The sequence below is a fragment of the Aestuariivivens sediminicola genome (assembly GCF_022662015.1).
GTDB classification, from domain to species: Bacteria; Bacteroidota; Bacteroidia; order Flavobacteriales; family Flavobacteriaceae; genus Aestuariivivens; species Aestuariivivens sediminicola.
In genome coordinates this window covers 540,108-562,883 of record NZ_JAKMCM010000002.1, presented here as the reverse complement: position 1 = coordinate 562,883, position 22,776 = coordinate 540,108, and the positions used below count along the sequence as shown (strand labels likewise).

General features: G+C 41.8%; 20 protein-coding genes. 10 read left to right on the top strand and 10 right to left on the bottom strand.

The window, feature by feature from the left end; genetic code table 11:
• Window positions 1–97: 97 nt before the first annotated feature.
• Window positions 98–403, top strand: a complete 306-nt coding sequence (locus MR041_RS07255) for a rhodanese-like domain-containing protein (RefSeq protein ID WP_242092937.1) — start codon at window positions 98–100, stop codon at window positions 401–403.
• 131 nt (window positions 404–534) lie between these two features.
• Here MR041_RS07255 and MR041_RS07250 read toward each other — a convergent pair whose 3' ends face one another.
• From MR041_RS07250 to alaS, 6 genes are all read right to left on the bottom strand, one after another.
• Window positions 535–1,185: a response regulator transcription factor gene (locus MR041_RS07250; RefSeq protein WP_242092936.1), complete on the bottom strand. Its 651-nt coding sequence runs from the start codon at window positions 1,183–1,185 to the stop codon at window positions 535–537.
• Between the two features lie 2 nt (window positions 1,186–1,187).
• Entirely contained in the window at window positions 1,188–3,278 is a 2,091-nt protein-coding gene (locus MR041_RS07245) for an ATP-binding protein (RefSeq protein WP_242092935.1), read from the bottom strand.
• A 135-nt stretch (window positions 3,279–3,413) separates the two neighbouring features.
• Complete coding sequence (locus MR041_RS07240; protein ID WP_242092934.1) at window positions 3,414–3,683, bottom strand: hypothetical protein; 270 nt, start codon at window positions 3,681–3,683, stop codon at window positions 3,414–3,416.
• A gap of 228 nt (window positions 3,684–3,911) precedes the next feature.
• Window positions 3,912–5,765, bottom strand: coding sequence for a PQQ-like beta-propeller repeat protein (locus MR041_RS07235; protein ID WP_242092933.1), 1,854 nt, complete (start codon window positions 5,763–5,765; stop codon window positions 3,912–3,914).
• Between the two features lie 138 nt (window positions 5,766–5,903).
• The gene (locus tag MR041_RS07230) at window positions 5,904–6,863 is read right to left on the bottom strand and encodes a GSCFA domain-containing protein (RefSeq protein WP_242092932.1); all 960 of its coding nucleotides are present in this window, start codon (window positions 6,861–6,863) and stop codon (window positions 5,904–5,906) included.
• Window positions 6,864–6,986: 123 nt separating this feature from the next.
• Complete coding sequence (gene alaS, locus MR041_RS07225; protein WP_242092931.1) at window positions 6,987–9,620, bottom strand: alanine--tRNA ligase; 2,634 nt, start codon at window positions 9,618–9,620, stop codon at window positions 6,987–6,989.
• 344 nt (window positions 9,621–9,964) lie between these two features.
• Here alaS and MR041_RS07220 point away from each other — a divergent pair, with 344 nt between their 5' ends.
• The 5 genes from MR041_RS07220 to MR041_RS07200 are packed head-to-tail and all read left to right on the top strand — an operon-like array spanning window position 9,965 to window position 13,187.
• Window positions 9,965–10,936, top strand: a complete 972-nt coding sequence (locus tag MR041_RS07220; RefSeq protein ID WP_242092930.1) for a M23 family metallopeptidase — start codon at window positions 9,965–9,967, stop codon at window positions 10,934–10,936.
• Complete coding sequence (locus MR041_RS07215) at window positions 10,936–11,265, top strand: MerR family transcriptional regulator (RefSeq protein WP_242092929.1); 330 nt, start codon at window positions 10,936–10,938, stop codon at window positions 11,263–11,265. The genes MR041_RS07220 and MR041_RS07215 overlap by 1 nt, the downstream gene beginning before the upstream one ends.
• 51 nt (window positions 11,266–11,316) lie before the next feature.
• Window positions 11,317–11,913 (top strand): LemA family protein, encoded by a 597-nt coding sequence (locus MR041_RS07210; RefSeq protein ID WP_242092928.1) that lies wholly within the window; start codon window positions 11,317–11,319, stop codon window positions 11,911–11,913.
• A 6-nt stretch (window positions 11,914–11,919) separates the two neighbouring features.
• Window positions 11,920–12,357, top strand: coding sequence for a TPM domain-containing protein (locus tag MR041_RS07205; RefSeq protein WP_242092927.1), 438 nt, complete (start codon window positions 11,920–11,922; stop codon window positions 12,355–12,357).
• Window positions 12,354–13,187, top strand: coding sequence for a TPM domain-containing protein (locus tag MR041_RS07200; protein ID WP_242092926.1), 834 nt, complete (start codon window positions 12,354–12,356; stop codon window positions 13,185–13,187). Before MR041_RS07205 ends, MR041_RS07200 begins: the two co-directional genes overlap by 4 nt.
• 96 nt (window positions 13,188–13,283) lie before the next feature.
• Here MR041_RS07200 and der read toward each other — a convergent pair whose 3' ends face one another.
• Complete coding sequence (gene der, locus MR041_RS07195) at window positions 13,284–14,588, bottom strand: ribosome biogenesis GTPase Der (RefSeq protein WP_242092925.1); 1,305 nt, start codon at window positions 14,586–14,588, stop codon at window positions 13,284–13,286.
• A gap of 75 nt (window positions 14,589–14,663) precedes the next feature.
• On the opposite strand from der, the gene MR041_RS07190 reads away from it, so the two are divergent.
• Both MR041_RS07190 and MR041_RS07185 read left to right on the top strand, forming a co-directional pair.
• Window positions 14,664–15,158: a GTP-binding protein gene (locus tag MR041_RS07190; RefSeq protein ID WP_242092924.1), complete on the top strand. Its 495-nt coding sequence runs from the start codon at window positions 14,664–14,666 to the stop codon at window positions 15,156–15,158.
• Between the two features lie 33 nt (window positions 15,159–15,191).
• Complete coding sequence (locus MR041_RS07185) at window positions 15,192–15,923, top strand: SIMPL domain-containing protein (RefSeq protein WP_242092923.1); 732 nt, start codon at window positions 15,192–15,194, stop codon at window positions 15,921–15,923.
• Between the two features lie 222 nt (window positions 15,924–16,145).
• On the opposite strand, the gene era is transcribed toward MR041_RS07185, so the two are convergent.
• The 3 genes from era to MR041_RS07170 form a co-directional block, all read right to left on the bottom strand.
• Window positions 16,146–17,027 carry a GTPase Era gene (era, locus tag MR041_RS07180; RefSeq protein ID WP_242092922.1) on the bottom strand — a complete coding sequence of 294 codons (882 nt, stop codon included), beginning with the start codon at window positions 17,025–17,027 and terminating at the stop codon, window positions 16,146–16,148.
• 102 nt (window positions 17,028–17,129) lie between these two features.
• The gene (locus MR041_RS07175) at window positions 17,130–17,858 is read right to left on the bottom strand and encodes a BamJ family beta-barrel-assembly machinery protein (RefSeq protein ID WP_242092921.1); all 729 of its coding nucleotides are present in this window, start codon (window positions 17,856–17,858) and stop codon (window positions 17,130–17,132) included.
• 76 nt (window positions 17,859–17,934) lie between these two features.
• On the bottom strand, window positions 17,935–18,822 hold the full coding sequence (locus MR041_RS07170) for a LysR family transcriptional regulator (protein WP_242092920.1): 888 nt from the start codon (window positions 18,820–18,822) through the stop codon (window positions 17,935–17,937).
• A 70-nt stretch (window positions 18,823–18,892) separates the two neighbouring features.
• Between MR041_RS07170 and hutH the strand changes: the two genes are divergently transcribed.
• Window positions 18,893–20,392, top strand: a complete 1,500-nt coding sequence (hutH, locus tag MR041_RS07165) for a histidine ammonia-lyase (protein ID WP_242092919.1) — start codon at window positions 18,893–18,895, stop codon at window positions 20,390–20,392.
• Between the two features lie 3 nt (window positions 20,393–20,395).
• Window positions 20,396–22,393, top strand: coding sequence for a urocanate hydratase (locus tag MR041_RS07160; protein WP_242092918.1), 1,998 nt, complete (start codon window positions 20,396–20,398; stop codon window positions 22,391–22,393).
• Window positions 22,394–22,776 lie beyond the last annotated feature (383 nt).

Genomic DNA, 22,776 nt, shown 5'->3' with positions numbered 1-22,776 from the left:
TTTCAATTTACCGGTTGAAGATACACAAAAATATCAGTAACTCTTGTTACACACCATTATTAAAATTTGTTGATCTTTGCACCAAACAACATCAGTTATGGGCTTATTAAATTTACTTTTTGGAAATAACGAAAAAACAATCAAGGATTTTCAATCGCAGGGAGCGGTCATCATTGATGTTCGCACCGTGGCTGAATTTAAGCAAGGTGCCATTAAAGGATCTAAAAATATACCGCTGCAAATATTAAGCTCAAAACTGAAGGACATAAAGAAACTCGATAAACCTGTCATTACCTGCTGCGCCTCAGGCGTGCGTTCCGGAAGAGCGGCCACCATTTTAAAAAGGGAAGGCATCCCATCGGTTAACGGCGGGGGCTGGAAAGAATTAAATGCTCTGTTGTAATTTTTTTAACAAAAAAAACATTAGTTTCCTTCGACATATGAAGTCTAACTAATGTTCATTCTCCCGATTAATAGCACAGCAAATGTAGGTCCTTTTTTTATAAATTGTATTAACCCTGTGTTAAGCAATTATTATATTAAATTATGCCTTCTGGCCTTTTGGACAGCCTCCAATTTGTTATGAACCCGAAGTTTCTTGTAAATATTCTCGACATGCTTTCTGATCGTTCCTGAGGATACGATTAAATTTTCAGCTATGGCATTATAGGACAAGCCCTTACTTAATTGCTCTAAAACTTGAATTTCCCGAACCGATAACCTAACGCTTTCGAGTTCTTTATGGGGTTCCAATGCTATTGGATTACGTAATAATTTTAATGTTTTCATGGCTATGGAAGGCGTCATTGCAGCACCACCCTCCATGGTTTCATGTATTCCATTATATAAATCCCGGGCATTCACTTCCTTTAAAAGATACCCGTCGGCCCCAGCCTGTATGGCCTTAAAAATGTTTTCATCGTCATCAAAAACGGTGAGCATAATAACCTTTATCTGAGGATATTTTTGCTTGATACGTTCTGTTGCCTCTATGCCGTTAACGATTGGCATTTCAATATCCATTAAAACAACATCGACAATAGGGTCCTTTTCTAGCTTTTGAATAAGGTCATCGCCGTTAAGGGCCGTATATTTGAGTTGTAATTCATCAAAAAAAGATAGTTTTTCGGCTACTACCTTAATTAAAAATGAATTATCCTCGGCTATCACTATTCTTATGGCCATATCTATACTATAAAACTAATGTTGGTGCCTTTCCCTGCTGAGCTGCTTATTACAAGTTCTGTATGACATTCCTCAGCTCGTTTTCTCATATTGTGTATCCCATTTCCCGGATTCATTTCATTCAAATCAAACCCTTTACCGTCATCCGATATTTCTATTTTGAGTCCCTCATCATTCTTATGGAAAGAAACTACAATCGATTTGGCATGTGCATGCTTGAGCGCATTATTTAATGCCTCCTGAATTATTCTGTAGATATTCATCCCTTTTACCGAATTAAAGGTGACATCCCTATTTAACGATGCATCCAAATCAAACTCAAAATGTATATCACGCAGGGCCACCTTGGCTTTGTCCATAAAGTTCAATATACGAACTTGTAAATCTTCCAGTGAAATAGCACTTTTATTCATGGCCCAGATGGTATCCCTTAATTCAGAGATGGTTTCTTTAGCAAAGCCACTGATGCCCTCCAGTTTTGCGGTTAACTTTTCATTCTTTGTTTTAAAACCATACTGTAAATTTTCAATTGCAGAAATTATAAAGGTCAATTGTGCTCCAATATTATCGTGCAGATCCCTCGAGATTCTTAAACGCTGTTCGTGTAACTTATTTTGGGTCTCAATTTTAACGAGCGCCTCCTTGAGTTCGTTTTCCCTGATCAACTGCATGTGCTTTAATTTTTGCTGTTTATAGACCAAATAACCCAAAATGGCAAGAACTGCGAGCAGTACAATTAAGCCTGTAAGTTGCGTGTTCTTTGTGTTCAGGATGAGTTCCTTTTCAGCAATATCGGCCCTTTGTCTTTGGATTTCCTTTTCCTTTTTTTCAGTCTGATATTGCACTTCCAACTCATTGACTTTATTCTTTACCTCCGAAGAGGCAATGGAATCGTTTATCGTTTGAAATAGTTTATAATACTCCAGAGCCGGTTTAAATTTATTTTGGTCGCTGTTCAATAGGCTCAGAATATGCAAAACCTCCTTTTGAACGTATAGGTTTTCACTCGCCTTAGCCAGTTCATACCCTTGATTCAACTGCTCCCTTGCTAAAGCAAACTGCTTGTCCAACCTGTAGGAATCCCCTAAATTTATCCTGGCTGCCATTTCTTTATTGACATCTTTGGCCTGAATACTGGCCTCCAATGCCCTTTTACCATATATTATGGCTGTTTTATACTGTTCCAGAGAATTTTCTACCAGGGCTAAGTTGACATAAGCGTTGTTCCTGCCGTTGGTGTATCCACCTGCGTCACTCAACCGCAGTGCTTCCTGAAAATAGTGTCTGGCTTCCAAAAGTTTGATGGAATCATCATAGGTCACCCCCAGATTTCTCTGATTCACCCCAAGGTTCAGATAGCCACCTACGATATCTATCGTGTTTCCTACCTGTTTTTTTATTTCCAAAGCCTCTAAAAAATAGGGCTCAGCCTTTTTAAATTCCTTGAGATCGATATATATCAGTCCGATATTATTATAGGATTTTGCAAGACTGAGACTATCCTGCTGCTTTTCGGCTATTTTCACCGATTCCATATGCATTTTCAGTGCCCCTTCGAATGCACCCAAATAGGTCTTACAAATGGCGATGTTATTATAGCATCTGGATTGCGTATCCATATCATTGTCTTGTATCGCAATGGCCAAAGCCTTTTCGAATTCCCCAGAAGCTTCAGTATACCTCGTTTTATAAAAAAATAAGATGCCGCGATTGATATGAAGTATTTTCTTGAACCTTTTGGCCTGAATCGTCTCAATTAATCGTTCTGCATCATCAAAATAGGATTGCGCCGAATCCAACTTCGACTTATCCGTATAAGCCTTTCCCAAACCCAAAAAACTTTTAATTCTTAAGGTATCATTGTTTAATTTCTTTGCACAGGCTTCAAGTTGTTTAAAGGCTGTAAGGGACGAATCGATATTGCTCTTTAAATAGGAGGTGCCAATTTCATAGAGGGTATTGCATTGTGAAACCGGATTGGTTTCTGAATGATATTTCGCATGAATACTGTCTATAACCGGCAGCCTTTCCTGGGCCATGGCATTTAAGAAGCACAGAATGGAAAAACATGTGAAACCTATTGTTTTTAACATGAAAGATGAATTACCAACACTAACAAAGTAAGGTAATATAATAAAATTTACTTTTCAATTATTCGGATGCGTGGAAATTTTAATTGTGATTCCAAATGCAAAAACCCAAAAATTTTGACATAAACTATAGCCAGTTTAAGTGTCCTCAACGAGCCCTTCGCAGAGCAGTAGAAGCGCCTTTGTAATTTGAAAATTTGAAACTGCCAATGCACGAGCCGATTGTTGATCCAGTTTTAATTTTTCCTTAAGCTCCCTGCTTTTATGTAGTTCCCTGAAATAGCGCTTATGTAAGGTAGCATGGGTAAAGCGGAACGCCTTATTGTACTTCCTGAATCGGAAAAAAACAACCATAGTTGCACCAATAACAAAAAGTATCAGGGCATATAAAATCAAATTAAATACCATGACTAATGACTGCAGTTAAAGGCTATCACAGTAAAAGCGTTATAAAAAAAACACCAACAACTAATTTTGAATAGCCATCGGTGTTTCCTATATGAACTGATTAATAGCATATTAAATGTACAACTAAAACTACTTCGAAACGCTTTTTTTCGATAAAATGGCATTTATAAAAGATTAAGCGCAATAACCTGGTTATTACGCCCAATCAAACAAATCTCAACAACAAGATTATTTGTTTAAATTAAAGGCACTTATGTTATTTCCCTTATCCTTAAAATACATAAAGCCCTCAATATCGTCTACTTCGTACATTGGATCCTTGTCCTGGATGACGATTTCATTTAAAGTTTGTCCGGAATCTTTATCTACCTTTACCAGGGCGACACCATCATCCACTTTGGTTAAGATGAATGCGGAATTAGCCGTAGCCTTGGTCGCTTTAAAGCGCTTGGCCATTTCTTGAAATCCGGCATCTGTCACATTCGCCCAGGTGTCCGCCATTTCCTCATGGTACTGCACGGTGCTGTTATAAGAGGGCACCCCTGCGCCTTTCATATATCCGGCTGTTGCAGAGTGTGAAATGGCCGCCGATGCCGTAGCCAATGTTAAGGCACCCACAATGGCCAGTCCAAAAGCACTCTTACCCGGTGCGCGATGGTAGACATGCCAATTTTCCTCCCCATCGAAACCCAACATTTCTAAATTCTGTGAGGCTGTCAATAAAATACCATGCGTTCTGACTTCAATTCCTGTCGGGTCCTCCTTACCGTCAAACCGAATGGAGCCCGTCAATAAATTATACTCCCCATTCTGACCATCTATTTCGTAGACACCGTCTTTGCATGTGATTAAAAAACGATCCCGTGTTTTATCATAGGTTGAGGCAACTGCCTCCGAACGCTTGTACTTAATGGCTTTTCCAAATACCGATTCACCTGTTTGCATATCAATGATATCGGCATCAGTTTCTGAAATATATAATAATCCGGCAGGTACTGTGGCCATGATTTGAATCGCAGGACCGGTTTTAAGCGGTTTTTTCCATCGCGGTGTACCGTCAAAGGCAATTTTATTGATCCCACCGTCTGAAACCCCGAAAATAATGCCATCATCCTCCACATAAAAATGATTAATAATACCCTTGGTTTTTGGTGATTTATCCCATAGATCTGCTCCTGTATTGAAGTCTAACAAATAGACTTTTGAGGTACCTGAACCTTTCAGTTTGCTGGCTAGTTTACTTCCTCCGCCTAATATGTTCGTAACAATGGCCAGGCCATGATCTGTAAACTCAATTTTAGAAATGACCCCTTTTATTTTGTTGCCTTCCGGCCATAAAGAAGCTCCGTTTTCAGCATTGATCTTATAGACCACGGTATTATCGCCCTTGGTGCGAAACGCATAGATTTCTTTCGTAACCTCATTCGTTATTATATTCGTGGCATTTTTAATATCTGCAGTCCATTTAACAGCTCCTGAACTAATAGAATAACACTCTACATTCTTTACTCCCGGTATTACAATGTCATCTCCCATAACATCCGGCTCGCCCATCATGGGATTTGTTGGTTTTCTTTCGAAGATATTAACCAGCTTTCCTGTTTTCAAATCGTAAAGCCCTACGCCTCCCGTATATTTGCCTGAAGCCTGATCCTTGTGCATTCCATTGACGACAAACATCATTTCCGGACTAATAAAATAGCGACTGGTTACCCCATTTTGCCAGTCCTCGGCTTTGGAATCAAAAACAATAGTTCCCTTTACAACATCAACCACTACAGTGTGCATGAAAATACCTCGTGGTTTAACGATGAGATAGGGTGTATTGGGTACAAACTCCAAATGTTCTTCCTTAACCCGTTTAAGACGATCAAATTTGAATGACACGGTACTGCTGTTTGGTCGAATTCCCGCTAAAGCTTCACCTGTCGAAGCCAATAATGTGCCTGATTCATGAAGTATGAGCCATTTTACCGCACCATCGAAGGCATATTGGTAATCCGGTGTGGTTTTTTGCGTCCATCCTAAATGCGTTAATAACAGCATCGTTATCAACATCATAATTTTGTTTTGCGTTCTCATTGTTGATTTTGTTTTTTGAATTAATAGCTTTTCAAAATTGCAATTCAAAACCATGGAAATCAATACGCAGAATGTCGTATTTTTTGAACACTAATTGTCAGGTAGTCACCAAAACAGTAACTTCAATCAGCGAAAGTACTAAAATGACAGGTGTGGGTAACGCTGCAGAAGGGTCATCTTCTTCTGTTCTAATTTCCGAAGAAACTTCTCATGTGCTTCAGAATCCGGATGGAAGGGTTTATGCGCAAGGCCCTTTTGAATGTCCTCAATAGCGGTCATTGTTTTTATGGTATCTTCTTCCATCCATACCTTTTTAAATTTATCCCAGATATAGGTTATTGCAGTGGTATTGGGGTGTACCAGATCTTCCTTGTAAAAACGATAGTCGCGCAGTTCATCCAACATGATCTCGTAGGAAGGGAAATAGTAAAACCCTTTGGATTCAGGCTGAGATGACAGCAACTCGTGTATTGCAGCAATAAGATGTGCCTTGCTGCGGGTGTTTTCAACAAAACCGTCCTTAATATGACGTACGGGCGATACGGTAAATATAACAGCGGTATTCGGATTCATGGCTTTTATTAAATCGGTTGTATAGCGCAACGAATGAACTATAGACGCGATTGACAACAATTCTTTTCTAAATTGCTTCTGGGGTACTTTATGACAATTGGCCACAAGGGCATTCGTTTTAATGTGACGATATGCCCATGCCGTTCCCAGGGTTAGGATGACGTGCGTCGCGTTACGCAGATGCTCAGCCGTTTTATGGACCTGCTGGTTCAGGTTATGGATGAGATCACTTTTGGATGCACTACTCCATTTCGAATGTGCATCAAAACAATGCCACAACCCATTATGTTGAAAAATAGCCTCTTCAGTATAAGGGATCTTACTAAAAGAACGAGCCACAACCGTTTCAACAGCTTTTGGGTGAAATACGATTCCGAAAGGATTTTGAAAGGTAGGAAACTTATAGTAAGCCAGTTTTTCGCCGATATGTTCTACAAAGCAAGAACCAATTAACACTACGCGAGCATCATAGTCCAGGAGATGCTCTGAACGCTGTTCTAATGGTATTGTAGTTTGAAGTTTCATCGGTTTTCGCTGTTAATTCTCGTTCAGGGATGTCCTATTCTAACTAATCATAGCTTCAGAACGAGAGGGTCATGAGCTTTTGGCATATGAAAACAAGAATCAAATTAATGGCCTGTTGGTGTATTAATTCAGGTAAGACCGGACCTTTTTCAATGCCTCGGGAATACCTTCCGGATGTTTACCACCTGCTGTTGCGAAAAAGGGTTGGCCTCCTCCGCCACCTTGAATATATTGACCCAATTCCCGAACCACCTGGCCTGCATGCAGACCTTTGTTCGACACCAATTCTTTCGAAATATAACAAGACAATAGGGCTTTACCCTCCTTTTCGGCAGCCAATAACAAAAACAGATTGTCTACCTGACTTCCTAATTCGAATGCTATATCCTTTAAACCGGCCGCATCCAAATCCAATTGTTTTGCAAGAAACCGAATCCCATTAATTTCGGTCAATTCATTTTTCAATTCTTCTTTAATGGTCCTGGCCTTGTCTTTCAATAAGGCTTCTATCTGCTTCTTTAGATCTGCATTCTCATCCTGCAAATGTTGTAAGGCCTTAACCGGTTCCTTCGTATTGTTGAGTAAGGCCCTGATCTCAGAATACGCCTGGTTGTTTTCCTTAAAAAAATCTTTTACCGCGTCGTTGGTAATGGCCTCTATTCGTCGAATACCCGCTGCCACTGCACCCTCCGAGATAATTTTGAAATGCCATATGTCGGCCGTGTTCTTTACATGTGTTCCACCACACAACTCGATAGAGGTACCAAAGCGAACCGTGCGTACCGTATCGCCATATTTTTCCCCGAAAAGACTCATAGCACCTTGAGCCAAAGCCTGCTGCTTGGGAATGTTCCGCTGTTCTTCCAGGGGAATCTTCCCATCAATACGTTCATTCACAAAGTTTTCTACCTTTTGTAATTCTTCAGGGCTAAGTTTTGAAAAATGTGAAAAATCAAATCTTAAATATTTAGAGTGCACCGCACTCCCCTTTTGCTCCACATGTGTTCCTAAAACCGACCTTAAGGCCTGGTGTAAGAGATGGGTTGCCGAATGATTGCATTCGGTTCTGTAGCGCTGTTTAGCATCGACAACAGCAGTAAACACCTCATCCATATGAGTTGGCAACGTCTTGGCAAAATGGATAATCACATTATTCTCCTTCCTGGTATCTATAATGTAGACCACATCGCCGTGTTGGTCTTCTAAATAGCCCTTATCGCCCACCTGGCCACCACCCTCGGGATAAAATGGTGTTTTATCAAACACAAGTTGGTAGATCTCCCCTTCTTTTTTCGAGCTCACCTTTCGATATCGCGTTATTCTGACCTGTGCCTGTAAGCTATCGTAACCTATAAATGCTTCTTCTTCATTTTCATTTAAGACCGTCCAATCCCCCGTAGACATTTCACCGGCCTTACGAGAACGCTCCTTTTGCTTTCGAAGTTCGACATTAAATCCCTCTTCATCCAAATTCATCCCCTTTTCAGAAAGAATCAAGGCCGTCAAATCTACCGGAAATCCATAGGTGTCATATAACTCAAACACCTTCTCCCCTGAAACCACTGTCCCTTTGGTTTCTTCAACAATGCCATTTAAGAGCACCAATCCCTGATCTAAAGTCCTGAGAAAGGATTGCTCTTCTTCCTTAATCACATTTTCAATAAGATGCCTTTGTGTTTTGAGTTCCGGAAACGCCTCGCCCATGGTATCACTCAATACATCGGCCAATCTATAGATGAATGGTGACTTTAATTCCAAAAACGTGAAACCGTAGCGTACTGCCCGACGTAAAATGCGACGTATCACGTAACCCGCACCTGTATTACTGGGCAATTGGCCATCCGCAATGGAAAAGGCCACGGCACGAACATGGTCTGCAACGACCCTTATAGCGACATTGGTCTTCTCATCAGCACCATAGGTCTTATGGGAAATCCCCTCAATTTCCTTGATCAAAGGGGTAAACACATCCGTGTCATAATTACTTTGAACACCCTGTAAAACCATACATAAACGTTCAAAACCCATACCTGTATCGATATGCCTTGCCGGCAAAACTTCAAGGCTTCCGCTAGCCTTGCGATTGTATTGGATGAATACCAGGTTCCAGATCTCTACAACCTGGGGGTGATCTTTATTAACCAATTCCCTTCCCGGTATCTTCGATTTTTCCTCTGCCGGGCGAATATCGACGTGAATTTCACTACATGGACCACAGGGTCCCTGCTCGCCCATCTCCCAAAAATTATCTTTTTTATTCCCTTTAAGAATCCGATCTTCAGCGATATGGCTCTTCCAAAAATTCAAGGCCTCTGTATCCATGGGAATCTTATCCTCCTCATCCCCTTCAAATATGGTAACATAGAGCATGTCCTTTTGAATGCCGTAAACCTCCGTTAACAACTCCCATGCCCAGGCTATAGCCTCCTTTTTAAAATATCCGGCTTCCGGATGGTCGGGATGACCAAAACTCCAGTTACCCAACATTTCAAAAAGGGTGTGATGATAGGTGTCGTATCCTACCTCCTCTAAATCATTGTGCTTTCCTGAAACCCTTAAACACTTCTGAGAATCGGCTATGCGATTGTGCTTCGGTTTTGCATTTCCTAAAAAATACTCTTTAAACGGAGCCATTCCGGAATTGACAAACATCAAGGTGGGGTCATCCTTAACCACCATCGGAGCAGAAGGGACTATAGTATGTTTCTTGGCTTCAAAAAAGCTTAAAAATTTGGAGCGAACTTCTCGTGACTTCATTTACTTTTAGTAATGCGTTTTCTTTTTAATACATTATTAACAAAACAATTTTTATCTTTACTCGCCTTAACGCGTTTGGGAATCATTGAAATTAGTGATACTTTTTTATCGCGTTTTGCGTTTGCTTAAAAACACTAAGACCTTGTTGTTTTAATTGAAAGCAAAAGTACATGAATTTTTTCATTTGAAATGATTCTTAGCAAGGAGACGAAGCTACATAATTCATAAATGGGAATGGCATCAGACCTTAAACAGATGACTATTTGTCGAATGAACATTTATGAAGGCCGTGAAAACAGATGATAAACACTTATAAAGTCTGAAATAAAACTGTAAACCAGGTAATGAGCAGAGTAAAATATTATTACGATCCGGAGTCACTGAGCTACAGAAAAATTGAGCGTAAAAAGCGAACCACGTTGAAGTACGCCTCCATGTTTATTCTCGCATCTGCCATCTTCGGGTTTATTTTTGTTTTCATTGCGAGCCAGTATGTCGAATCCCCAAAAGAGCGTGCTTTAAAGCGTGAATTACAGAACATGCAGCTACAGTTTGGTATTCTGAACAAAAAAATGGAACAGGCTGAAAGGGTTTTGGAAAACATTGAAGATAGAGACAATAACATCTATCGTGTGTATTTTGAGGCCAACCCTATTCCTGAGGAGCAGCGTAAAGCGGGTTTTGGGGGAATCAACAGGTATAAAAACCTCGAGGGTTATGACAATTCAAAACTGATCGTTGAAAGTAGCAAACGATTGGATATTTTACAGAAGCAAATTGTCGTGCAATCGAAATCCTTAGATGAAATTGCCAAATTAGCTGAGGAGAAAGAAAAACTGCTGGCTGCGATTCCAGCGATTCAACCCGTAAACAATAAAGATTTAACCCGGATGGCCTCTGGGTTTGGGATGCGTTCCGATCCATTCACCAAGGCGAGAAAAATGCATTGGGGCATGGACTTTACCGCACCACGGGGCACCCCGGTTTATGCAACGGGCGATGGTGTTGTGGTCAGGGCGGATGCCAGAGCAACAGGCTATGGAAGGCATATTCGGATTGATCATGGTTATGGATATGTAAGCTTGTATGCACACCTGTACAAATACAATGTAAAGCGAAATCAGAAGGTTAAACGTGGTGACCTTATTGGTTTTATTGGTAGCACAGGGCGTTCTCAGGCCCCCCATCTACATTATGAAATCTTTAAGGACGACCGACGCATCAACCCGATTAACTTTTACTACGGTAGTTTAACGGCAGAGGAATTCGCTATATTATTAGAACGTGCCTCACTCGAAAATCAATCTTTAGACTAATGCATATAGAACTTCCTGAAAAGCGGTATTACAGCATTGGCGAAGTGGCCAGGGCATTCAAGGTAAACACCTCGTTGATTCGCTTTTGGGAAAAGGAGTTTGATATTCTAAAACCTAAAAAAAATGCCAAAGGGAATCGCAAGTTTACACCGGAGGACCTAAAGCATCTCAAATATATTTATCATTTGGTCAAAGAGCGCGGTTTTACTTTAGAAGGGGCTAAAATACATTTGAAAGAAGATAAAAAGGAGGCGCTTAGCAACTTCGAGATTATTGAAAAACTGGAACAGGTAAAACACCAACTTATAAAAATCAAGCAGCATTTGTAACATTTCACGTGAAATGTAAACCTATCAGGTACAACTTCAAAACACTATATTATGAAAAAATTTCTTCCGTGGATTATTTTAGCCATTATTGTCTTCGGTCTTTATTCCTGGGGTAAAGGATTTAATAATACGGCCATTAGCATGAATGAAAATGTTGGCGAGGCCTGGGGAAACGTTCAAACAGCCTATCAACGTAGAAACGACCTTATTGGCAATCTCGTGAAAACCGTGCAGGGAGCAGCCGATTTTGAACGCAAAACATTAACCGATGTTATCGAAGCGCGCGCCAAGGCAACTTCTATCAGCATAGACCCAAATAACATTACTCCCGAACAACTGGCACAGTACAACCAGGTACAAGGGGGATTAAGTGGCGCATTGAAAAGTCTTTTGGTAACCGTGGAACGCTATCCTGACCTTAAAGCCAATCAGAACTTTTTGAAACTACAGGATGAACTGACAAGTACCGAAAATACGATCCAAACAGCCAGGACACGATATAATGAGGCCATAAAACCATACAACGTGCATGTGAAGACCTTTCCGAATTCGCTATTGGCCGGTCTTTTAAATTTTGATGGCAAACCCTATTTCGATTCAGAAGCGGGTGCCGACCAGCCTGTTGATGTCGATTTCGATTTTAATTAGTTCCTGATGTCTGCTGTTGAAGATTTTCTTAGCCCTGAAGAAGAACAGGAAGTCATTGAAGCCATCCGAACCGCTGAAAAAAATACTTCCGGTGAAATTCGCGTTCACATAGAACATTCGGCGAACACAGACCCTTTTGATCGCGCCCTTGAAGTATTTCATTTTTTAAAAATGGATAATACCAAAGCGCAGAATGGCGTCCTGATCTATGTGGCGGTAAAGGACAGGCAATTCGTTATTTATGGGGATAAGGGCATAAACGATGTCGTCCCCAAAGACTTCTGGAACAGTACAAAAGATAGTATTCAGCTTCATTTTAAATCGGGACATTTCAAGAAAGGGCTCGTAGCGGGCATTTTAAAAGCCGGTGAAGCACTTGAACAACATTTCCCATGGCATCATGCGGATGAAAATGAGCTGTCCGATAACATTTCTAAAGGATGAATACCTTAAAACCCTTTTCAATACCTCGGGTTCGATCATTTGTAAGACATGTTCGATTCACCCTGTACACCTTAGTTGCTTTTTTAAGTTTCAATAGCGTTTTTGCCCAATTTGATATTCCTGAAAAACCGGACTTTCAAACGAGCGTCTATGATTATATCAGTTTATTATCCGCATCAGAAAAACAGGGTCTTGAGCAAAAACTGATTTCTTATGCCGATTCCACCTCAACTCAAATTGTCATTGCTGTTATATCGAGTACCAAAGGAGAGAATATAGGCCTGTTAGCACCACGCTGGGGCCATGAATGGGGCGTTGGACAGGCAAAAGAAGATAATGGTGTTTTTATTTTACTCGCCAAGGATGATCGCAAAATCTGGATTGCTCCCGGATACGGTGTCGAACACAGGTTAACAGCCGGAATCACCGGTGAGCTCATTCGGAATATTATAATTCCCGAATTTAGAAAAGGCGATTATTACAGTGGTTTAGACAAAGGTACGGATGCCATAATTCAGATTCTCAAAGGTGAATACAAGGGTTCAAGGGAAGTTAGAGCTACAAAAGAGTTTCCGGTTGGTGTGATCGTCGTTCTGATCTTCATTTTTATTGTCATCATTATATCCATTTCCAAGAACAACCGTGGCGGAGGGAATCGTGGAAATCGACATAAAGGATTCGATATATGGGATGCCATTATTTTGAGCAATCTGGGAAGAGGCAGTTTCGGTCGCAGTTCAGGAGGCTGGGGCGGCAGTTCCGGTGGCGGCTTTGGTGGCGGTTTCGGCGGTGGCGGCTTTTCAGGTGGTGGTGCCGGAGGCGGATGGTAGTTTTTAAGCCCGTTATCTTGTAAATCTTCCCGATATGTTACCTTCTAGAGACTTGGTAACTACAATTATCCTTGCATCATTAACACCGCTCTTGATTTATTTCTTCCGCATATAAATACTAATGGGTACACCGGTAAACCCAAATTTATCCCGGAGTTTATTTTCCAAAAATCGTTTATACGGTTCTTTCACGTACTGAGGCAGATTGCAGAAAAAAGCAAACTGAGGCTGTGGTGTAGGCAACTGCATGATATATTTTATTTTCACATACTTGCCTTTGTAAGCGGGTGGTGGATAACGTTCTATGATGGGCAGTAACACCTCATTTAGCTTGCTTGTTTTAATTTTCTTCGACCTGTTCTTATAGACCTCTACCGCAGTTTCTATTGCTTTGTAAATCCGTTGTTTGGTCAGTGCCGAGATGAATACAATGGGTACATCAGTAAACGGTTCTATTTGTTTTCGTATGGCCTTTTCATAGTCTTTTACGGACTGATGGTCCTTTTCCACCAAATCCCACTTATTCACCAGAATAACGACGCCTTTTCTGTTGCGTTCAGCCAACCAGAAAATATTCTGCACCTGACCATCAAAGCCTCGTGTGGCATCGAAAACCAGCAAACAGACATCACAATGCTCAATCGCCCGAACGCTGCGCATCACCGAATAAAACTCCAGGTCTTCCTTTACTTTGGATTTTCTTCGAATTCCGGCAGTATCGACCAGATTAAACTCAAACCCGAATCGGTTGTATTTGGTGTCTATGGCATCCCTTGTCGTACCGGCAATATTGGTAACGATGTATCGTTCTTCTCCAATCAATGCATTTATAAAGGACGATTTACCGGCATTGGGACGCCCCACTACGGCAAATCGCGGCAACTCCGCCTCATCACGATCTTCTTTTTCAGGTAAGGCCTCAACGAGGGCATCGAGCAATTCACCCGTACCACTTCCATTAATACTGGCCACCGTGTAGTATTCTCCCAGACCTAAGGCATAAAACTCGACAGCATCTTCGGCCCGTTTCGCATTATCTACCTTATTAACCACTAAAAAAACAGGTTTATTCACTTTGCGCAAAAGCTTGGCAACATCTTCATCCATCCCGGTAACCCCGCTCTCAACATCGACCATAAAAATGATAGCATCTGCCTCATCAATGGCAAGCTCCACCTGTTTGTCAATCTCGGCCTCGAAAATATCGTCGCTACCAACAACATAACCTCCGGTATCGATCAAAGAAAACTCCCTGCCATTCCAGTCACTTTTCCCATAATGCCGGTCTCTCGTCACCCCGCTTACCGCGTCGACAATAGCTTCCCTTCTTTGGATCAATCGGTTAAAAAAGGTCGACTTGCCTACATTTGGCCTTCCCACAATAGCTACTATACTACCCATATGCTTATAATTGTTTGCAAAGGTAAGGTTTAATATTAAAGAAAAAACACTAATTTACATCGGAAAACAGATCACATGCTAATATCCAATGACATTGTTTTAAGGCCTCGATTCAAAATTGAAATTCCCCGCAGCAATGCGTCGATTTTACAGACCTTTGAACAACGTAAAACGTCGCAATCCAACTATATTGTGAGTCGTGTGGATGATCATGTTTTTATTAAATTCCCCAGGGAGAAACGTCATTTCTGGTCGCCCCAATTGCATCTCGAAATTAACGAAGTCGACAAGGATTCAAGTTTACTCTATGGCCTGTTTGGACCCAACCCAACCGTTTGGACGCTCTTTATGTTCCTGCATTTTGTTGTGGCTGTTCTATGTCTTGCCTTTGGAATTTGGGCCTATACCAATTGGACCTTGAACAACGGCTTCGCCATACAGCTGAGTTTGATGTTACTTATGGTGGTCCTTTGGTTTGCCTTGTACTTTATCGGACGCATTGGACGCGATTCCAGTAAAGATGATATGTTGCAATTAAAAAATTTCATGATAGAAACACTAAATCAATAGGTTTTTACGTATATGCACTAAACCCTTTTAGTCATGAAAAAAACCATTAGCGCTATTGTATTTAGTCTGGCCATTATTATCGCAGCATTTTTATTAGGCAACGCCGTCAAGAACAGAAATAAAACCAATGGAACCATTGCGGTTACCGGATTGGGAAATGCGGATTTCACCTCCGATCTGATCGTTTGGGAAGGCTCATTCACGCGGGAAAACACTGCCCTTAAAAATGCTTATAACGATCTGGAGCAGGACAAAAACATAATTTCAGATTATTTAATTCAGAAAGGCATAAATGAAGATGAATTTGTATTTAATGCGGTAAACAGTCGGAAGAATACAAAGGCCAAATATGCCCAAAATGGAAAATACATTGAGGATGTTTTTTTGGGATACATTTTGACTCAATCCATAAAAATAGAATCGAAAGATGTGGCCAAAGTTGAAAGAATAGCACGTGAGATTACCGAATTACTCAACAAGGGCATACAATTTTATTCTCAACCCCCGAGGTATTATTATACGCAGCTTGCCGATCTGAAAATTGAAATGATATCGAAGGCCTCTGCCGATGCAAAATCCAGGGCCGAAAAAATTGCGGAACATTCCGGAGCGCAGTTGGGAGATGTCTTGTCGGCCAAAATGGGTGTCTTTCAAATTACGGGTCAGAATTCTAATGAAGGGTATTCCTGGGGTGGTACCTACAATACCTCCTCAAAAGAAAAAACAGCCTCAATTACCATGAAACTGGTATACGAAGTCGACTAATAGTTTTACCAAAAAGCAGGGACTTAATAGAGATCGTGTACATTAATAATTCCGTCTAACAGAACGCAAGTCTTTTGTAACCAGAAAAGTCTTGATTGACAGACATCCAATCCAGTCGGTATTGTGTTAGCTCTTTTTAAGGTCATTCGATGAATACGCTTATGAGACAAGGGTTGCTCTAATCTTTATACAATCTGAAATTTAAGACACGATGCATTATGGCTACTGATTGTAACCAAAACGTTTCAACTGATTCGGATTACTGCGCCAATTCTTGTTGACTTTTACGTATAATTCCAAATGGATCTGTTTCCCGAAAAACTGTTCGAGATCCTTCCTGGCTTCTACGCCCACGCGTTTCAATGCACTGCCCTTGTGCCCGATGATGATGCCCTTTTGCGTATCGCGTTCGACCATTATAACAGAGCGTACCCTAATGATGTGATCCTCTTCCAAAAATGAGTCGGTGTCGACTTCAACCGAATAGGGGATTTCCTTTTTGTAATGTAAAAGTATTTTTTCGCGAATGGTCTCGTTAATAAAAAACCGCTCCGGCTTATCGGTTAACTGGTCCTTGGGGTAGAACGGAGGCGATTCCGGGAGCAATTCGATTATTCTGTCAAACACTTCCTTGACATGAAATCCTTCGCGGGCCGATATTGGAATGACTTCGGCATTTGGTACTTTCTTTGTCCAGAATGCTACCTGAGATTCCAATTGTTCCTGATGAGACAAATCAATTTTATTGATCAACAAAAGCACCGGAATTCTGGAATGGGTTATTTTTTTGAAGAAATCTTCATCTTTAAGAGCCTGCTCACCCACCTCAACGAGATAGACCAGAACATCCGCATCTTCAAAGGCCGATTTTACAAATCCCATCATGGATTCCTGAAGTTCGTATGCCGGCTTAATGATACCCGGCGTATCGCTGAAAATAACCTGAAAATCATCCCCATTAACAATACCCAAAATTCGGTGTCGGGTGGTCTGCGCCTTAGACGTAATAATGGATAACTTCTCGCCAACGAAGGCGTTCATCAGGGTGGACTTCCCCACGTTGGGATTACCAATAATATTTACAAATCCAGCTTTATGTGGCACGTATTAAATAATTATTTAAACTATACAAAACTACAATCTTTTTAAATGCAAAAGGCAGGAATGAACATCCTGCCTTTAGGTATTTCTATTAAGCCTGTTTTACTACTCCAGGACCTCGAGTAACTCCACTTCAAAAATAAGGGCATCGAAAGGTCTGATTTTGCCTCCTCTTGGTGTGGCTCCATAGGCTAAATCCTGTGGAATAAAGAACTTATATTTCGCGCCTTCCTTCATGAGCTGCAATCCTTCAGTCCACCCCGGAATTACCTGATTAACCCCAAAGGTAGCCGGCTGATCCCTGTCCACAGAACTATCGAAGACCGTATCATCAATTAGAGTACCATGATAATGTACCTTCACGCGCGATGTCGCAGTGGGTTGCTTTCCGGTGCCCTCTTGCATAACAAGATATTGCAATCCGCTTTCGGTCGTTAATATATCGGGATTATTGGCTACATTCTCTTCTAAAAACTTCTCACTGGCTGCCTTTACCTCAGCGTATTGCTCCTCTGCCTTTTTTGCAGCAATCTCTTGCTGTCTTTTCATCATTTTCTCTCTGTTCTTCTGAAAATAGGTCTGAACAATACCCTGAGCCAACTCCTTGTCTATTAAAACCTCTGCTGAATCCAATGTATTCAAATAGCCCGCAATGAACAAATCGTTGTTTATCGATTCAAAACTCATTTCTACATTACGACCAACATCCATACCCAAAGCATAGCTCACAGAATCCAACTCTGTTTTTAAATCTTCCTTTGTTGTTGCTTTCTGACCACAGGACACTACGCTGGCGGTCATGATAACGGCACTTAATAATTTTATAAACTTCATTTTATCGTTTTTTTATTCGGTAGCCAAAAGTAGCAAAATTTATTAGAAATCACAGGTCTTAAACTATTTATTCGTCTTAAATATTTCTTAAAAACTGTTTTAATACCGGGTTCCGACTTCCCTTGTTCCAAACGAGCGACAATGTGGTCTTATGGGGAATTTTTTTCAACTCAATAAATCGAACCCCTTTAACATTCTCGTCCGTCAGTGATCGCGGTACGATGGAAACCCCAAAATTGTTCTGAACCAGTTTATAAATTGACCCGGCATGTATGGTGTTATGAGATACCATCGGTGAGAATCCCGCGTCCTGAAAAATGCGCATCACTTTGTCGTAATAACTGGTACTGTAATTTGGATCGAATAAAATAAAAGCGTCCTTTTCAAGTTGTTTCATATGTTTAAAATTGGTTTCTGTTACGGGGTGCGCTTCCGGCAACACCAGACAAAACCTTTCTTTTAACACAGGCCTGGCGGCTATACTGTCCGGTATCCGTTCCAATCGAACAAAACCAATATCGATGTCTTCAGTGAGTAAAGCCTGAATTTGCCTGTCGTTGTCCATCTCTTTTAAGGAATATAAAATGTGAGGGTGATCTGCCTCAAATTTTAACAGGAGGTCGGGTATAATTTGCTGCATGGCAGAGCCGACATAACCCAACTTCAAATGCCCTTCAATACCATCCTGTAACAGCCTGGCATGCGCGATAATCCGTTCAAGTTGCTTTAAATTTCGAGTTATTTCCTGTTTCAGATAGAGGCCTGCCTTTGTAAGTTCTACTTTACGGTTGTGCCTTTCAAACAATTGAATCCCCAGGGCCTCCTCCATCTGCTTTATTTGTCGGCTGAGTCCGGGTTGCGAAATAAAAAGGCGTTCGGCCGCTTTTCTATAGTGCAGATCTTCTGCAACAGCTAAAAAATAGTTCAGATGTCGCAGTTCTAATTGATTACTTACAGTTATCATTAATAAATAAATTTGTATTAATATGAATTAAATTTAGACATAACTTTGCAATAATCAAACAATTGAAACGATGATCTTTAAATATGGTATCGACCAACTCACGGTCCCTAAGGTAATGGCCATTTGCAATGGAAGCCTTGAGGCCTCTCTCACGGCGGAAGCCATTAAAAAAATTGAGGCTTGCCGGCAGATGGTCTTGACTATGGCCCATTCAGATAAGGCCGTATATGGCATTAATACGGGATTCGGGCCGCTGTGCGATATTAGGATAACCCCGGAAGAGACATGCAAACTTCAGGAAAATCTGCTTATCACGCATGCTGTGGGTGTGGGATCACCCATAAGTAAAAGACTTTCAAAACTCATGATGATATGTAAGGTGCATGCCTTATGTCAGGGTTATTCAGGAATTCGGTTGAAGGTTATAGAACGTATCCTTTACTTCATCGAAAATGACTTGATACCTGTTGTCCCGGAACAGGGTTCGGTGGGTGCGTCCGGCGATCTCGCCCCGCTTTCCCACCTGTTCTTACCCCTCATTGGAGAAGGCGAATTCTGGATAGGGGATCACATTGTTCCTGCAAAAGCGGTACTGGAACAACATGAGCTCAAGCCCATACAGTTGCAGGCCAAAGAAGGATTAGCGCTTATTAATGGTACGCAGTTTATTTTAGCCCATGCCGTTACAGGACTTGATACAATGGAGTATCTCTTAAATTTAGCCGATTTAGCCGGTGCCATGAGTATTGAAGGCTATAAAGGCAGTGCCTCGCCATTTAAAGACGCATTGCATACCATTAGGCCGTACAAAGGTGTACTGAAAGTCGCAGAGCGCATGCGCATGTTTTTTGAAAATTCGGAAAATATCATGTCCCATGAAAATTGTGAACGCGTTCAGGATCCCTATTCCATGCGTTGCATACCACAGGTGCACGGCGCTTCCAGAAACGCTTTCGACCACCTCAGGGAATTGGTTGAAATTGAACTGAATTCCGTCACTGACAACCCTATTGTTCTGAGTGACACCGTCGCTATTTCCGGTGGTAACTTTCATGGGCAGCCTCTGGCCATGGCACTGGATTATGCCGCCATAGCGGCCTCCGAGCTCGGTAACATTTCCGACCGAAGGTGCTTTTTGCTCATCGAGGGCAAATTTGGCTTGCCACGACTTTTAACCACAGGTGGTGGCCTGAATTCAGGATTTATGATTCCGCAATATACCACGGCCGCTTTAGTTACGGAAAACAAATCGCTTTGCTTTCCACCTTCAGCCGATAGCATTCCTACATCTTTAGGACAGGAGGATCATGTCTCCATGGGCAGTATTTCCGGACGCAAATTCAATCAAATACTGAGCAATCTTGAAAGCATCCTGGCTATCGAGTTAATGTATGCTGCTCAAGCCATGGAATTTAGACGACCGCTTCGATTTTCCGCTCTTTTGGAAAAGAATATGAACATTATCCGTAAGCAGGTGGCCAAACTGGAAAATGACCGCCTTTTAAAAGACGACATCACCGCCATGATAGGGCTCGTGAAGTCTCGATCCTTAATCATCAATAAATCATAACCCATGACGTTTAAAGAAGAAATTTTACAGGGTATCCCGGATGTATTGCCCGTAAAAAAGCCCTATCCAAAACAGGCCAACAGGGCACCAAAGCGAAAAGATATTTTGAGTCAGGAAGAAAAACAACTGGCTATTAGAAACGCCTTGCGGTATTTCCCGGAAAAATGGCATGGCATTTTGGCTGAGGAATTTGCTGAGGAGCTGAATGCCTTCGGGCGCATTTACATGTATCGCTTTAAACCGAATTACGACATGTACGCCAGATCCATAGCAGACTATCCGGCTAAGTCCATTCAAGCCGCGGCCATAATGCTCATGATACAAAATAACCTGGATCCGGATGTGGCACAGCATCCGGAAGAGCTCATTACCTATGGCGGCAATGGTTCTGTTTTTCAGAATTGGGCACAATACCTGTTAACGATGCAGTACCTGGCCACGATGACCGACGAACAAACCCTGCATATGTATTCCGGCCATCCAATGGGTCTGTTCCCTTCCTCCAGAAATGCACCACGCGTCGTAGTTACCAACGGGATGATGATTCCAAACTACTCCCAACCGGACGATTGGGAAAAATTCAATGCTATGGGTGTCACGCAGTATGGACAGATGACTGCAGGTTCCTTCATGTATATTGGTCCGCAAGGTATTGTGCACGGTACAACGATTACCATAATGAACGCGTTCAGAAAGATATTATCTAAAGACGATACGCCATCGGGCAAACTGTTTTTAACCGCCGGATTGGGTGGCATGAGTGGTGCCCAGCCCAAGGCCGGAACTATAGCCGGGTGTATTACCATATGTGCCGAGGTGAATCCGAAAGCAGCACGGAAGCGTTATGAACAAGGCTGGGTAGATGTGTTGGTCGAATCCATGGACGATTTGCTTGCCCGAACCCGAGCAGCACAATCTCAGGATGAAGCCCTGTCAATAGCCTATATCGGTAATGTTGTGGAGGTATGGGAGCGGTTTTTTGAAGAGGGTATTTTTATTCATGTAGGCTCCGATCAGACATCGCTTCATATTCCCTGGACAGGGGGGTACTATCCTGTTGGGACGACATTCGAAGAGGCCAACCGTTTAATTCGCGAAGATCCCGAGGACTTTAAGGTTAAAGTTCAGGCATCGCTTAGAAGACATGCCGCTGCCATAAACAAACATGCTGAAAAGGGCACCTACTTCTTTGATTATGGAAATGCTTTTTTACTTGAAGCCTCCCGTGCAGGAGCCGACGTAATGGCAGAAAATAATATTGATTTTAAATACCCTTCTTATGTTCAGGATATTTTAGGGCCGATGTGCTTCGATTATGGGTTTGGTCCCTTCAGATGGGTGTGCACATCCGGTAAAATGGTGGACCTGGAACGAACGGATGAGATCGCTCTGACAGTTCTTCAGGACCTCATGAAAGAAGCCCCTGAGGACATTAAGCAGCAAATGCAGGACAACATCACATGGATAAAAAACGCCAAAGCGAATAACCTGGTGGTCGGTTCTCAAGCCCGTATTTTATATGCTGATGCCGAAGGGCGCTCCAAAATTGCCCAAGCCTTCAACCGGGCTATAAAACTAGGTGATATCGGGCCGGTTGTACTGGGAAGAGATCATCACGATGTTAGTGGAACAGACTCGCCGTATCGGGAGACCTCCAATATTTACGATGGCAGTAAATTTACTGCCGACATGGCCGTACATAATGTGATTGGCGACAGTTTCAGAGGTGCCACATGGGTGTCCATTCACAATGGCGGCGGCGTGGGTTGGGGTGAAGTCATTAACGGCGGTTTTGGTTTGTTATTGGATGGTACAGAGGCTGCTGAAATCCGTTTAAAAAGCATGCTTTTCTACGATGTTAATAACGGTATCGCCCGAAGAAGCTGGGCACGAAATAAGGAGGCCCTCTTTGCCATTAAGCGGGAAATGGAACGCCGTCCAGACCTGAAGGTAACACTGCCTCATATTGTGGATGATGCGCTGCTGGAAAATCTGTTTTAAACCTTATCTTACAGACATCCATGACCGTTTGGGTAAGGAAAAACGGTATGCTATTGACGAGGAATACCAGGGGGCATCAAAATCGTGCCTGTCTCTTCGAAATTTCATCCGCATAAAATGCAAAAAACATAGGCATAAAATGCAGAAAACACCGGTATAAAATTTATTTTTCTGCCTATGTTTCTTAGCCCCTGTAAACACTGGAGTTTCGAAAGGATTTGGGAGCGATTTTTACACATTAATTACCGAACTGGGGCTTCATTGGCCAAAGACCGGCTAAAGCCCTTTTGATGGCAAGGCGTTTAAAATATACCCTTCAATTGAATCAAGGCCTCATACCATCGCTCAGGCCGATAGAAATTAATAAAGCCCACAACGGTGTT